We start from the raw sequence: 14,661 nt of genomic DNA, 5'->3' as shown, positions 1-14,661 counted from the left end.
AACGATCTCATACTAGATGCCCGAAGGTGGAGTCGGTCAAGTCCGAAAATGGATTGAGCAAATAATTCGATATGTTTAGTTGAGGCGTATGAAGGATCAAGAAAGAACAAGCGTTCATTTCGATTATGATTATATCGTAGTCGGTTCCGGTTTCGGGGGAAGCGTTTCCGCCATGCGTCTCAGCCAAAAGGGTTACTCCGTCCTGGTGGTAGAATCGGGAAAGAGATGGACCGCAAAGGATTTTCCAAAAACGAATTGGTCCGTTCATAAATATTTATGGATGCCTCGTTTAGGTTTTTACGGTATCCAAAGATTGAATCTGCTCAAAGATTTTTTCCTTGTGAGCGGAGCGGGAGTGGGGGGCGGTTCTCTCGTATACGCCAACACGTTATACGTTCCTAGTGATAAGATCTTAAATCATCCGGTTTATAGAAACATCGGAGGCAAAGAGGGGATGCTCCCTTTTTATCGAGTCGCCTCAAGAATGTTGGGTGTGGTTCGGAATCAGTACTTGGACAAGTCGGATTCTATTCTAAAAGAAATCGCGGAAGATATGGGAAGGGGGGACACATTCACTCCCACTCCCGTCGGAGTTTTCTTCGGAGATAAACCGGGGAAAACGGTTCGGGATCCTTTCTTCCAGGGAGAAGGTCCCGATAGGACGACTTGTAATTATTGCGGCGGATGCATGGTTGGATGCCGCTTCAATTCCAAAAATACATTAGATAAAAATTATCTATTTTTCGCGGAGAAATTGGGAGCAAAAGTTTTGCCCGAAACCAAGGTCATGGATCTGGTTCCTTTGGATAAGAACGGGAAATTGGATCCGGATGCAAGCGGAGAATACGGATACGAATTGCATACGAAATCCACCACCGGCTGGTTCGGCGCTCCGAAGAGGACTTTAAGAACCAGGAATGTGGTTCTTTCCGCAGCCGTAATGGGGACGGTCGGTTTGTTACTTCGTGCGAAAGAAAAAGGTAATATGAAACGCCTCTCTCCTAAGCTAGGAGATTCCGTAAGAACGAATAGCGAAACGGTTCTTGGAGTCACTAAGTTTGGAAAGAATGTGGATTTTTCCCAGGGAGTCGCGATCACTTCTTCTATTCACCCCGACGAGCATACGCATATAGAGCCGGTACGATATTCTCGAGGTTCCGATTTCTTCGGAATTCTTGCCAGCGTTCTGACCGACGGGGGAGGCTTCTTTCCTCGTCCTCTGAGATATTTCTTCACGATGTTCCGACATCCGATTTATTTCTTAAAGGCGTCTTGGCCGATCGGTTTCGCAAAGAATTCTCTGATCCTATTGGTCATGCAGACCTTGGATAATCAGGTAAAATTGGTTCGGCAAAGAAGGCTCGCTTGGCCTTTCGAGAAATCCATGACTTCGACCTTGACCGAAGGGGAAAAAACTCCCTCTTATATCCCCATCGCGAATCAAACCGCTCGTAAGATCGCAAAGAAGATCGGGGGAATTCCTCGCAGTTCCCTCAATGACGTGCTTCTAAACGCTCCTATTACGGGACACATTATGGGCGGTTGCGTAATGGGTGGGAGCTCCAACGAAGGCGTAATCGATTTTCAGAATCGAGTGTACGGTTATAAGAATTTGATGATCTGCGATAGCTCCATGATTCCCATCAATCTAGGAGTGAATCCTTCCCTATCGATCACTGCTATGACGGAAAGAGCTATGTCCTTCATTCCCCCGAAAGAGAAAGGACAGGTATCCGTTTTCGGATTTGAGAAGACTTTCGGGATTTCTTCCGTCGTTTTCGGAAAATCCAAAGAGATCGGAACGAAATCCCCTAAGAAGCGAAACATGCAGACTAAGCCAAAGAACCAAGCGCGGAAGAAAACGAAGTCCGTCCGCTCCTAGACTTTTCTAAAACGATGGACTCTAAACGGGTTGCTCAGGAAGAATCCGAAATGAGCGGACTTCCGGCGCTCCGGAGAGAATGGGTTGAATCTATTAAAGGAAAGTTTAAAGGATTTTTTCGAAACTAGCAAGGATCGGTTATCGTTCGGAGGAGTTTTTCTTCTCTTTTTCTTAGTATGGCTCTTTAATTATAATTCCGGGTTCGTTCCTAAGATCTTCGTTTCCTTAAAGGACGAGCAGGTTTACCTGCTTGTTTTCTTTTTCCTGTTTTACACGATGGGAGCGTTCTTGATTTATCCGATCGTGCTAAGTCTTTACGGTAAATTAAAAGAATTTAAATCTTCGATTCTTCCCATTCTCGGAATCGTCTTCGTTTTGACCCTCGTAAGTTCCGCGAGAATGAAGGATACCAGTCTGCTTTCCTTTTTGGACCATTCCCAGGTTCGAATCGGAATGTTGGTTCTGAATTATATTAGTAATATTGCAATTTATCTCGCTCTACCGCTTTTTTGGTTTCTAAGTAAAAAGGACTCCGAGGATCGGTTTCTCGGATTAGACAAACCTCCGCGCTTTGGAGAGGTTCTTTTCCTTTTTGGAATTATGATAATTCCGATCGCTTTGGCCTCCTTTTCTCTCTCTTTTCTTTCCGTTTATCCTAGATTCGCGAATCGATTGCCGGACGGATATTTGGATTATCCTCCCGCGATTTGGATTATTTTATTCGAACTTACTTATGCATTAGGATTCGCTTCGTTGGAGACTTTTTTTAGAGGGTATCTGGTCTTTCCTTTTTTAGGACGATTCGGAAGTAAACCCGCAGTCTTAGCCATGGCTTTCCTGTACGGGCTTCTACATTTTACCAAGCCGATGTTCGAAGCGTTGGGTTCCTTTTTCGGAGGATTCGTTCTTGGGTTGATTTCCTATCGGACCAAATCCGTTTACGCGGGAATTTTGATCCATATAGGAGTAGCCTGGGCGATGGAGCTATTCGCCACATTGCAGTTTCTTTACTTTCTATAAGTAGCGAAGAATTTTTTATGCCTCGTCGAAGAAAAACGACGAGGCTTGAAGCATATTAATGTTTAGTAAAGCACCGTAAGTGATGCAATTCCAGATCGAAAGTTTCCGTTAATTCGTATTTTGCCGTAGCCCATAATTTTTCATCGGGTAAAGGACTGAATGCGGACCAGTGCAGGCAAAAATTCTTAGGACCTACTTTAAGCATCCGTTGGAAGGCGTAGTTTTCGAACTTTCCTTCCTGGGTTTGTAGAATGGTATGATCCTTTATGTAGATTCCCGCATAATAATAGAATAGATCCTGAGAGGAAAAGATCATTCTATCCCCGGCTTTCTGGATTATGGATTGCGTTTCCTTAACGTTTTTCATGCTTTCCTTAATTATTTTCAAGCCGTAGTAGGAAACGTACAAGGAAACGGCTAACAACACGGAAGATAAAGCGATAAGAATGTATTTTCTTTCCTTTAAGGAATCTCGCACCAAGAGTACGAATGCGGCGACTAAACTAGGTAAACCCGTGCAGAAATATCGGATCCCCCAGCCGGCTCCCCAGGAGTTATTCGGAGAAACGATTGCGGTTAATAGAATCGTAAACACTCCGTGATACATCAGCAATTTGGCTTCCGGCTTTTCATTTTTGAAAAGAAGGAGTAACGGTGTCAAGAAAACGTAAGGCGCTTGTTCCAATAATCCGACTACGATGCGCCCGGATAGGAAATTTCCCAGGATCAAATCGGAGAATATTCGGAGTCGAGAAGACTGCTCTAAATAAGTCGAATACACTCTGTTTCCAAAAATGGATTCGCTATTCAGATAATTAAAAATTGCGTAAGGTCCGAAGGATATCGCGAATCCTAAAGAAAAGAAGGTCAGATCCGATATTATTTCCTTCGGACTTCGTTTGCGGAACTCGAATACCGATTTTACGCTCATCAAGACTCCCGCAGAGATGATGACCTCTGCGCGGAATAAGGCGCCTATTCCGAAAAAGAGTCCCGACAAAAGAAGTAGAGCGGGAATTCGGTTACGAGCGCTCGTTATATGCTTCAGGACGAATAATAGAGCAAATATATTAAATATATCTGAAATGCTCGTTTCGTGAAATTGGAAAATGAACGCTATATTGGGAGTGGTCGCGGCGAGTAGGAATTGCGCTAAAAGAATCCAATAACTTTCCAGACCCAAGTATTTTCGTAGGATATGTCCAAAAACGACTAACTCGATTAGGAGCAGAAAAAAACTTACGAATCCTATATAATAATCCAATCCGAATCCGTGAAATACGGACAGTAAGATCGCCAAAACTTCCGGATACGCGATTTTCTTGATACCATCCGTTGTTTTGATGATAATCGGCCAATCGTGTCCGATCAGATTCTGTTCCGGATCGATTTCGGAATATTCGTAATGGAAATTGAAATCCCCGAAGTCCACGTAATCCAACATCTGTTTGTATTTAAAAGTGGCGTCGTAGCTTAACAGAACGGGGCCGTTTAATCGCCACTTCTGGAATAAGAATGCGAAAATGATGGAGAGAAAAATAGGGAAGCAGAGTAGAACAAAATTGCTTCGGAAGAATTTCATTCTTACAAAGGGGGTGAGGAACGACCGGGCGTCAATTTGAATTTAACCCGGCCGGTATTGTCATATGGTGACAGTTCGAAAGGGAGCTTTCGGCTCCTTCTTTGAGAATCCGAATAGTTCAGATGCGAATCGTATATCCTATATTATAGAAGAAAATCACATGAACGATATGCTGCTGTTGGTAATGTTCTATTAAGCTTCTCTTAACGGTCGGATCCGTGGTGAGCGAAGACAAATAGTTTATAACGAATTCGTTTTTGTACCCGTATGCTTTAGAGGGATCCACGGTCAGTCCGTCGTTCGGATTATTGTCCGCGTAAACTCCGATATTAGGGGTATAGGAGCCGTTATCCACTAGAGCCGGAGTGGCTCTGTACATCATATTTGCGGCCACGAAAAATTTTTCGTAATCGAATTGGAGTCTGGGACTCACATCGCTAATACCTTTCTTTCTGTCTAGGTTATCGTTTACTTCCGCATAACCGGTTACTAGACTCGGAGTAATACGAAAAGTCTCCCCTTTAAAGAACTCGTGGCTGATGCTGAGTCGATAGTTGTGGGTTCCTTGGAAGATACCGCCATAGTCGTTTAACATCTTATTATTGATCGATATTTGGGGATTTAACCATTCCCAAAAGGGCGCCTTCCAGCCGATTACCCAATATCCTCTCATCACGTAAGTCGGATCGTTTTGATTGATGAATAAGAAGCCGGCGGAAAAGGTTCCGAGTCTCGTCTCATGCTCGTACATAGCCCGAGTGAATAAATAATCGTATAAGCCGTTCTTTTCTTTTCTGGTGCGGACCTGGTTCGGATCGAACTGTAATTTTCCGGAAGCCAGAGATTGATCGATCAAATAGGTTTGATCCGGGCCTCCGGGAGTGGATTGGAATCTTAGGTCGGCATCGGTATTACTTCTGTCCACAAGGGGATTCATCATAGTGAGTCCGAGTTTGAATTGTTTGGGAAGCCCCAATAATTCTATACTCGTGGTTAGAAAATACGCCTCATAGAAATCCTTATACGGGGTACCGTTTCTCCTGGCCTGTCTCTCTCCGAAAAGATCCGATCCTTGGAATGCCCCGTCATTGGAAAGGGACTGGGATAACAAAATGGAATGTTCGGGAAGGGAATCCTTAACGGGAGGATTTTTTACGGCTCCTGTGGGAACACTTTCATCCGTGGCAAGCTCCGGAGGTGCTTCCGGGCGGTCCGGAGCGATCTGTTTGATCTTATCCTTCCGGATTCGATAAACGATTCCGTCTCGGTCCACGATCTCTATTTCCGATTCGGTCTCCTTTAGAACGGTGACTTTTTCGAAAACTTTTCCGTTAGCCGTCTCTACCGAAACGGCAAATAGCTGCGATTGGATTAATAGCAAAAGCGAGAGGGCAATTCCGATTTTACCTAGTCTTCTTCCCATAAAACCAAGATTCAGTAGGCAGACGATAATTCAATTCACATACGAAGTAAGCACTTATTTACTTACGATTGAATGAGGGGTTCTCAACGGAAATACGCGCTTAAAAACGAACTTTTGGGGGGCTTCTTTAGTCCCAAGAATTTATTTCCCGAAAGAAAGTCTCGGCTTTTAAGCGGGGAAAGTTTCGTCGATTTCCAAAAACTGGTTTCCTCGGTTTCGAAATACTTATAGTTTCGGAAAAAATCGAGATCGGTCGGGTGAGTTCGTACATACGTTCGGTCGTTTCCATCCTATTTCGGAAACCTGGACGGATTCGATTCGAAACCTGATCCGATCAGTATATTAGGGAAACTTGAATGAATACTCCCAGCTTGGCAAATTCTTCCTTATTCCGAACTTCCGCCTACTATTCGGGACATTGGAAATCGTTTTCGAAGGAGATCGAAGTAACGGATCCGGCCACGGGAGAAAGGATTGGTAGTATCCCCGATTTACCCAGAGAAGAGGTGCGCTCCGCGATTCGTTTTGCGGAGAAGGAGCAGGCGATCTGGTCCAAAATCGTTCCCAAACAAAGGGCAAGGTTACTCAGAAATTGGGCGGATCTTATGACCCATAACAAGGAAGATCTCGCAAAGATCATGACTTGGGAGCAAGGGAAACCTTTGGCGGAATCCAGGGGTGAGATCGACTATGCGGCGTCTTACCTGGAGTGGTTTTCCGAGGAAGCAAAACGCACCTATGGGGATTTGATTCCGACCCATCGCAGCGATCTGCGTTTAATGGCCTGGAAGGAACCGATCGGAGTCTCGGGAATTTTAACCCCCTGGAATTTTCCTTCGTCGATGATCACTAGAAAGATCGGTCCCGCCCTGGCTGTGGGATGTGTCGTCATTTCTAAACCTTCCGAATTGACTCCTTTTTCGGCTCTGGCTCTTGCGGTTCTCGCTCAAGAGGCGGGAATTCCTCCCGGAGTATTTCAAGTAGTCACCGGAATGCCGGAACCCATCGCAGATGAATTTCTGGAAAATCCTTCCGTCAAAAAGATCAGTTTCACCGGTTCCACAAGAGTGGGGAAAATTCTTCTGGAGAAAGCGGCCAAGCAGATCAAACGAGTCTCTCTGGAGCTGGGAGGAAATGCTCCGTTTATAGTATTTGAGGATTGCGATCTGGAAGCTGCGATCAAAGGAGCAATCGCATCAAAGTTTCGTAATACAGGACAGACTTGCGTTTGCACCAACCGCTTTCTTGTGGAGGAATCGATTGCTGAAGCCTTTGCAACAAGTTTGCAAGAGGAAGTTTCCAAATTCAAAGTAGGAAACGGATTTTCGGAAGGAATCAACCAAGGACCTTTGATTCATGCCGCTGCTCTCAAGAAAGTGGATGCTCATGTAAAGGATGCGATTTCGAAGGGAGGAAAGGTTTTACTAGGCGGAAAACCCCATTCTTTAGGAGGAAGTTTTTACGAGCCGACGGTAATCATGAATGTCTCTGAGGACTCCTTGTGTTTTCAGGAGGAAACTTTCGGACCCGTCGCTCCCATTCGGACTTTTAAGACGGAGGAAGAAGCCTTGCGTATAGCAAACGGAGTTTCCGTGGGACTAGCCTCGTATCTTTACTCCAACGATCCCGCTCGGATTTGGAGGATCTGCGAGTCCCTAGAGGCAGGAATGGTTGCCGTAAACGAAGGAATCTTATCCACGGAGCAGGTCCCTTTCGGCGGAGTAAAGGAATCCGGTCTGGGAAGGGAGGGCTCGAAATACGGAATCGAGGAATACCAGGAAATAAAATATGTCTGCTGGGGAGGTCATGCCAGTTCCTGATTTTTTCCTGATTACGATCGGTTAGGTTTGGAGAAAAGAATTCGTCTTCTCCTTCTTGGATTTGTTCCTTCTTCTTGCATTGTAACGATTGTTACGCGTTTACGAGGTTCTTTATCGTTTCGATCCCGACGATTCGGAAAGGAGTAGGAAATAAATTACATTTTTCCTTGACGAAGAAGTTTTCGAAAGAATCTTCTTAGCCTGCCGTTTTATGGACCCATTTTACTTTAATTTTTACGTTTTCGGATCCTTATTAGCTTCGCTATTCTCCCTCTACGTAACATTCTTCTTTCTGACCATAAAGGAAAAAAGCAAAGCCGCATTCCATCTCGGGCTATCCACATTATCCACGACTCTTTTTCATTTCGGTTACGCATTAGGATTCATATCTTTCGACGAATGGACCGTTTTTCATAGATGGATCGTGATTCCACTACCCATGGTCGGCTACGTACAATTGGCCATCTTCTTCTTTTACTTTCCCACTCCTAGGAAAACGAATATAGGGATTCCGATTTATATTCTGATGTATTTGGGAGTGATTTTGATGGGAGGTTTTTATATAATCAACTCCCTTCAAACAAGTCGAAGCTTCGTGATGGGAAGCCATTATTGGGAATTCGAGACCCATTATTTTTATCGAATTTTTTCCTTAAGCGTTTTTGCATATAATTTGATTTTTCTATCGATCGGTATCTGGAGGGCGATTGTAGAAAAAGGAGCGGAACGCAGATCCGTTATATACATTACCGTAGCGTATTTGGTAGTCACGGTCGTTCCCGGAATCACGAACGCGATGAGTCGGGACGGATCGATTAGCCGGGCGACTTACCAACAAACGGCCGATATTCTCCTGGTCTTGGGATTATTTTTGGTACTGATTATCTACGTAAACGCCACTAAGGAAAGAACCACGATTTTAAGCAGAATCGTGGCGGTTACTATGGCGACCTTTTTGCTGGCCTTCCAGTTGGTGGGTTTCGCAATCCTGAACGGGTACGATTCTTCTTACGATTCCATAAAAAGGCAGGAAGCCAAGTTGGTGGTGAACGAAGGGGAAAGACCGGACGGGTTCGCATATCTTGCTTCCTACGATCCTTCGAATCGTTCTTTCTCTATCGAAAAGGGAAACAAGGATCCCAGATCGGAAGAAGAGGACCGACTTGAATTACGTTTTTTTCATGTGGCCCGCGGGCTCACTAGTTTGGGAAATATTCCGGCAAAAGAAAGATGGGAAAAATCGAAAGAGATTCTCCAATCTTCGCCTAAGGAATTTTACGCATACCAGGAGGGCCTGCGACAGTTCCTGGATTCCAAAAATGCGGAGAAGGTTTCCGACGAGGACCTCACTCAATTCTTTCGCTTTTTGAATCGTAAGCTCAAGGTGGTAAAAAACAAATATTCTCACCTGCCTTCCAAAGCCGATAAGAATGCGGTCCTCAAGTTGTTCCAAACCCAGGAAGTAGGTTTGAACGCTTTCCTATCCAAGGTGCAATCTCGTATAGAGAACGATTGGAAGGAAAATAAGACCGAGGACGAGATCGGAAAAGATATCGTATTTTCGATGTCTCCCATTCGGGAAGTAGGAGAGAGAATCTATCGCGGGACTAAAATCTACAATCCGGGAGATCCTAAACCGCTTTTTTACGTTTCTTATCTGGTGGTTTCTCCAAAGGACGGAAAGGTCTATGAAGTCGGCTTTACTTATAAATCTCTGCGCGCATTCATCCACGAACCGTCTCTAGTACTTATCGCTTCTCTGCTGATCGTGATGCTTGTGATCAGTTTCGGATTCAGATATTTCTTCCAGAACGCTTTGGTGAGACCCATGGACGAGGTCGTGGTCGGCTTAACGGAAGTGAATTCCGGAAATTTGGATTATAGATTGATTCCGAGAGTGGAGGACGAGATCGGATTTATCGCTCGTTCTTTCAATCGCATGGCTAGGTCCATCCAAGCCGCCAGAAAGCGATTGGAACAGTACGCCGACGAGCTCGAAGAAAAAGTCAAAGAGCGCACGAAGGAATTGGAGCAGACTCTCGGAGAAGTGAGAGAATTGAAGCAACAGCAGGATGGTGATTATTTCCTCACCTCTCTGTTGATCAAACCTTTGGGAGCGAATAATGCGGTCCAAGAGAACGTTAAGGTCGATTTCCTCCTCGAGCAAAAGAAGAAATTCACCTTCCGAAGATATCATGACGAGATCGGTGGAGACCTGAATATCTCCAACCATATAAAACTTAAAGATCGTTCCTATACCGTTTTTCTAAATGCGGACGCGATGGGAAAATCCATGCAAGGAGCGGGGGGCGCGCTGGTTCTAGGAGCCGTCTTCGAATCCATCATAGAGAGAACCCGACTCGTGGATACTATGAAGGATCAATCTCCGGAGAGATGGCTGAAAAACGCATTTACGGAGTTGCATAAGGTTTTCGAAAGTTTCGACGGCTCCATGCTCGTTTCTTCGGTGATGGGTTTGGTGGATGACGAGGTCGGAATATTATACTTTATTAATGCAGAACATCCCTGGACAGTCCTTTACAGGGACGGAATCGCCAGCTTTATAGAGGACGAGTTGATGTTCCGTAAATTGGGTACTACCGGTATGGAGGGCAGCATTTTCATCAAAACTTTTCAATTGGAGCCGGGAGATATTATTATCGCCGGATCCGACGGAAGGGACGATATCCTGATCGGTACCGACGAAGAAGGCGGAAGGATCATCAACGACGACGAGAAATTATTCCTAAGAGTCGTGGAAGAGGGAAAATCCGATTTACAGTCCATTTATAAGATCCTGCTTTCTAAAGGGCCTTTGACGGACGATCTTTCTTTGATAAGACTCTCTTTCAAGGAAGCGGATCCCGAGCAGAAGTTACACGACGAGCAAAAGATTCGAGTGAAGGAACTTCTTAAAAAGGCCAGGGACACTTCCCAAAACAAGGATATCGAAGAAGCGATCTCTTATTTGGAGGAAGCCGAATCCTTGGATAGTAGGATCCCAGAAGTTAAGAAGAATTTCGTAAAACTTTTTCTGAAGCTCAAGAATTATACCAAGGCCGCCCGTTATGCGGAAGATTACCTGAATATCAAACCCGTGGATAAAGAAATTTTATATGTGGCTTCTTATTCCGCCAGAAAAGCGGGACAATTGCATAAAGCTTTGGATTTCGGGGAAAGGTTGAGACTTAGGGAACCGGAACATTTCAAGAATCTAATGAATCTAGCTCAGGTTTACATCGCTCTTAAAAATTACGAAAGAGCCATGACCATGGTTCATTCCGCTCTTAGGCTGGATCCGGATAACGAAGCCGTTCTGAAAATCCGAGACGTTCTAAAGAGGAACTGGTCCGGAAAGGAAGAAGACGCCGGTTAAGAGACTAAGGTTCTTATATAAAGCTCGTCCGTTTAGGACTAAGAGAAGCTTTCCTAGACTTGAGTAAGGGTTGATAAATGCGAGTTTTTGCTCGCATTTGAAAAAATCAGTCGCCTCTTCCCGTATTCGTTTCCAATTTAGGACATCCTTCCGGATAAATCCCAATTTACTCGGGGTACCTATGAGTAACGAAAGAACAGCCGAAAAAATCGCCGCCCTCGGACCTAGAACCATAAATCGCATTAGAACCGGTTTGGTTTTTCTCTTCTTGGCGTCTTTGGCCGCATCCTGGGAACAGAGTTCCTTCGAGCAGAATATGGCCTATTTGGGTGGGACTATCGCCATGGCGGTCTTTTCGGGTATCAATCTCTATTTCTCTTTCCGATACGGAAAAATTCCCCAGAAACTCGGAATGCTTTCCGTTCTAGGAGACGCTCTCGTTCTTGCGACTGTCATGTTCGTAGCCTCGTCTACCGAGAAGAATATGTCTTCGGGAATTATCCGACAAATCGTATTATACGTAATTAATATTATATTTATAGTATATTCCGGCTTGTTGCTTTCTCCGCGCTTCGTTGTCGCAACGGGACTCGCATGCGCCTTCTTGCAAGGTATAGTCGTAATAAACTGTTACGTGCATGGAGTGGTTTTCAGCGAGGAACCTTTGGAGGTTCTTTCTCCCGGTTTTGCTTCGATTTCAGAGCAGATCCTGAAACTGATTTTTCTAATAGTAGTGGCTTTCGTAACGCGAAGTGTGATCAATATTTTCGGATTACTGAGGGAAGCGGAAGAGGAAAAGTTGGTCACCATTGTGGAATCCGGAAAAGAATTGCAGAAGAGCAAGAGTCGAATGGATTCCGCGGCGGTTTCCTTAAGGGAGAAATCCAGATCTTTGCGCACGTTTTCCGATGAATTCTTTGATGTGATCAACAGTCATGCCGCATCTTTCGATGAAATCGGATCCACCCTCAGCCAGTTTCTTTCCCAAATAGAAAGCGCCACCGAGTCCGTTAAGGACCAGTTCAGAAGAATAGAGGATCTACTTCGGGAAAGCCAAAACTTAAGAAGCTTAATCGATAAGATCTCCGGGTATTCCACGGAACTGAACGAGCGAATCAAAACCGTCTTGGATGCAAGCAAGGAAGTTACCTCCTTTGTTTCGGATCTTTCTCGTTCTCTGGATTCCCTGGGCGATTCTTTCCGCTCTGTGGGAGAAGTGACGGATATTATGGCCGAGGTGGCGGATAGAACCAATCTTCTTTCCTTGAACGCCTCGATAGAGGCGGCTCGAGCCGGGGTAGCGGGAAGAGGTTTTGCAGTGGTCGCCACCGAGGTTTCTAAGCTCGCGGAAAGCAGCGGACAGAATGCCGCTAGGATCTCTAAAATTATCGGGGTGTCCAACGGCTTCGTAGCCGACGGAAGGGATACCGCTTCTGTCACTACGGAGAAGGTGCGGGACCAAGAGAATCAATTTACCACATTCTTAGCTAGATTCAACGAACTGAACGGCTTATTGGAGAATCAGGTAAACATAAACGACCACTTTCTCTCCAGCCTCTCGGAACTTAGGAAGCTTTCTTCCGGAATCGAGATCTCCTCCAACGAGCAAAGTGCCGGTGCTTCTTTGATCATGAAGGCTATCAGCGAATTGCAGGGATCTATGGACGCATTACTCAGGAAAAGCGAGCTATTATCGGATACTATTCGCGTACTGGAGGAAGAAGCGGAGCTGCTGGCCAAGGAGGATGATTAGCATATATCAAGGTCTTATTTAAGACTTTTGAAAGTATCAACGTTACCTTTCTTTTGCTATAAATTTTCCATCATTATAAGTGGAAAAAGATTCGAATTCTCAGACTATTTCCCGTCTTGATACATTGCCGACTCTTAGAAGGGAAATTTCTTATCATGGCACAGCAAACCGAAACCGAAAAGATCCTAGCCCAAGGACCCATTACCATAAATCGAATACGATTCGGTCTAACCTTGCTCTATTTCGCCTCCATCGCAATGGGCTATAAACGAAGCACCCTATTGCAAAATTCCCTCTACGTCATCGGGACCTCGGTAATGGTGCTTTATGTAACATATTCCTTCATAAAAAACCGGATCGGAACCGGAGTTTCTCCCTTTTTGGGTAAGGTTTTTATCATCGCCGACGTTTTCGTACTTTGTCTGGTGATGATTGGTGCGACCTCCGAGGATCCTAAGCTTTCCTCCAACATCATAAAGCAGGTCGTCCTTTATACGATTAACGTAATTTACATCATATACGCCGGATTATTATTATCCCCCAAATTCGTGTACGCCGTGGGGTTGTCCACCGTGATCAGCCAGACATTGGTGGTGTTGAATGCGGCTAATACGGGAGTGCAATTCACCGAAGACAGTCAGCTTTCCATTACTCCCGGCTATGCTGCGATGTCCGAGCAGATCACCAAGATGTTATTCCTGATGACGGTTTCCTTTATTGTTGTAGCCGTGATTCGAATTTTCACCCGCTTGAAAAGCGCGGAAGAAGAGAAGGCTATTGCGATCGAAAAGTCCAAAGAGGACTTGGAGCACGGAAGAATGAGAATGACCGAATCCGCGGTTTCTCTTAGGGAGAATTCCAAAAAGTTAAGGGACTTTTCGGACGAATTTTCCGAAGTAGTAGGCAATCATGCCGCTTCTTTCGAAGAAATCAGTTCGACCATGGAGGAATTTCTAGCACAGACCGAACAATCTGCGTCCACGGTAAAGGATCAGTTTTCCAAGATAGAAGGGCTTCTGGGAGAAAGCAAAAACCTAAATATGCTGATAGATAAGATCTCGGGAAATTCCAGGGATCTGAATCGCAATATGGATACGGTTTTGGAAGCGGGAAGAGCTGTAAGCGAATTCGTGGACGGACTTCGTACATCTTTGGAATCTTTGGGAAGTTCCTTCCGTTCAGTGGGAGAAGTGAATCAGATCATGTCGGATGTTGCGGATAGAACCAATCTTCTCTCCTTGAACGCTTCTATCGAAGCTGCCCGGGCAGGAGTCGCGGGAAGAGGATTTGCCGTCGTCGCTACCGAGGTCTCCAAATTGGCGGAAAGCAGTTCCGATAACGCGGATCGGATTTCTAAGATCATAAATGAAAGTACTAAATACGTAATGGACGGACAAAAATCGGCTCAGACGGCGAGCGGAAAAGTTAAGGAGCAGGATACTTTGTTCACAAACTTTTTGCAGAGTTTTAGAGAATTGAACGAGTTGCTGAGCGAGCAAAAAACGGTAAACGATCGTTTTCTTTCCAGCCTTACTTCTCTTAGGAACCTCTCCTCCGATATAGAGACTGCTGCGAAAGAACAATCCGTAGGTGCGGGAGCCATCATGACCTCGGTTTCGGTATTGCAGCAATCCATGGATTCCCTATTGAATAAGAGCGAAATGCTTTCGGAAACGATTAAGGTTTTGGAAAAAGAGGCTCATACCTTGGCGTCCCAAAGTTGATCGTTCGTTCATCCGTAAAATTCCGACTCGAGTAACGTAGAAAAATCTTGAATTTTAGGAGCGAAGGAATAGAAAAGTCGC

Annotated in this window: 8 protein-coding genes; 6 read left to right on the top strand and 2 right to left on the bottom strand. The window is 45.0% G+C overall.

All coding sequences use genetic code 11. The features are described 5' to 3' along the window. The first annotated feature begins 88 nt into the window (after positions 1 to 88). Positions 89 to 1,882 (top strand): GMC family oxidoreductase, encoded by a 1,794-nt coding sequence (locus tag LEP1GSC061_RS14650; protein ID WP_016546861.1) that lies wholly within the window; start codon positions 89 to 91, stop codon positions 1,880 to 1,882. An 84-nt stretch (positions 1,883 to 1,966) separates the two neighbouring features. After that, positions 1,967 to 2,902 carry a CPBP family intramembrane glutamic endopeptidase gene (locus LEP1GSC061_RS14645; RefSeq protein ID WP_016546733.1) on the top strand — a complete coding sequence of 312 codons (936 nt, stop codon included), beginning with the start codon at positions 1,967 to 1,969 and terminating at the stop codon, positions 2,900 to 2,902. Positions 2,903 to 2,957: 55 nt separating this feature from the next. Here the strand turns inward: LEP1GSC061_RS14645 and LEP1GSC061_RS14640 are convergent, their stop codons facing one another. Both LEP1GSC061_RS14640 and LEP1GSC061_RS14635 read right to left on the bottom strand, forming a co-directional pair. Further along, on the bottom strand, positions 2,958 to 4,484 hold the full coding sequence (locus tag LEP1GSC061_RS14640) for a hypothetical protein (RefSeq protein WP_016546133.1): 1,527 nt from the start codon (positions 4,482 to 4,484) through the stop codon (positions 2,958 to 2,960). Between the two features lie 118 nt (positions 4,485 to 4,602). Beyond that, positions 4,603 to 5,907: a hypothetical protein gene (locus tag LEP1GSC061_RS14635; RefSeq protein ID WP_016546122.1), complete on the bottom strand. Its 1,305-nt coding sequence runs from the start codon at positions 5,905 to 5,907 to the stop codon at positions 4,603 to 4,605. A gap of 356 nt (positions 5,908 to 6,263) precedes the next feature. On the opposite strand from LEP1GSC061_RS14635, the gene LEP1GSC061_RS14630 reads away from it, so the two are divergent. The 4 genes from LEP1GSC061_RS14630 to LEP1GSC061_RS14615 all read left to right on the top strand — a co-directional run bounded on the left by LEP1GSC061_RS14630 (position 6,264) and on the right by LEP1GSC061_RS14615 (position 14,580). Continuing rightward, the gene (locus LEP1GSC061_RS14630) at positions 6,264 to 7,727 is read left to right on the top strand and encodes an NAD-dependent succinate-semialdehyde dehydrogenase (RefSeq protein WP_016546283.1); all 1,464 of its coding nucleotides are present in this window, start codon (positions 6,264 to 6,266) and stop codon (positions 7,725 to 7,727) included. A gap of 211 nt (positions 7,728 to 7,938) precedes the next feature. Then, the gene (locus tag LEP1GSC061_RS14625; RefSeq protein ID WP_016546645.1) at positions 7,939 to 11,103 is read left to right on the top strand and encodes a SpoIIE family protein phosphatase; all 3,165 of its coding nucleotides are present in this window, start codon (positions 7,939 to 7,941) and stop codon (positions 11,101 to 11,103) included. A 181-nt stretch (positions 11,104 to 11,284) separates the two neighbouring features. Further along, positions 11,285 to 12,856 (top strand): methyl-accepting chemotaxis protein, encoded by a 1,572-nt coding sequence (locus tag LEP1GSC061_RS14620; RefSeq protein ID WP_040508909.1) that lies wholly within the window; start codon positions 11,285 to 11,287, stop codon positions 12,854 to 12,856. A gap of 155 nt (positions 12,857 to 13,011) precedes the next feature. Further along, the gene (locus LEP1GSC061_RS14615; protein ID WP_016546829.1) at positions 13,012 to 14,580 is read left to right on the top strand and encodes a methyl-accepting chemotaxis protein; all 1,569 of its coding nucleotides are present in this window, start codon (positions 13,012 to 13,014) and stop codon (positions 14,578 to 14,580) included. Positions 14,581 to 14,661 lie beyond the last annotated feature (81 nt).

Source organism: Leptospira wolffii serovar Khorat str. Khorat-H2 (assembly GCF_000306115.2).
Taxonomy (GTDB): Bacteria; Spirochaetota; Leptospiria; order Leptospirales; family Leptospiraceae; genus Leptospira_B; species Leptospira_B wolffii.
The sequence above is the reverse complement of the archived record's forward strand: the minus strand, read 5'-3'. Positions and strand labels throughout refer to the sequence as shown.

Bases quoted from the DNA above. Each gene is read 5' to 3' on its own strand.
- LEP1GSC061_RS14650 (WP_016546861.1), top strand. From the start codon at position 89: ATGAAGGATCAAGAAAGAACAAGCGTTCATTTCGATTATGATTATATC.
- LEP1GSC061_RS14640 (WP_016546133.1), bottom strand. From the start codon at position 4,484: ATGAAATTCTTCCGAAGCAATTTTGTTCTACTCTGCTTCCCTATTTTT.
- LEP1GSC061_RS14635 (WP_016546122.1), bottom strand. From the start codon at position 5,907: ATGGGAAGAAGACTAGGTAAAATCGGAATTGCCCTCTCGCTTTTGCTA.
- LEP1GSC061_RS14630 (WP_016546283.1), top strand. From the start codon at position 6,264: ATGAATACTCCCAGCTTGGCAAATTCTTCCTTATTCCGAACTTCCGCC.
- LEP1GSC061_RS14625 (WP_016546645.1), top strand. From the start codon at position 7,939: ATGGACCCATTTTACTTTAATTTTTACGTTTTCGGATCCTTATTAGCT.
- LEP1GSC061_RS14620 (WP_040508909.1), top strand. From the start codon at position 11,285: ATGAGTAACGAAAGAACAGCCGAAAAAATCGCCGCCCTCGGACCTAGA.
- LEP1GSC061_RS14615 (WP_016546829.1), top strand. From the start codon at position 13,012: ATGGCACAGCAAACCGAAACCGAAAAGATCCTAGCCCAAGGACCCATT.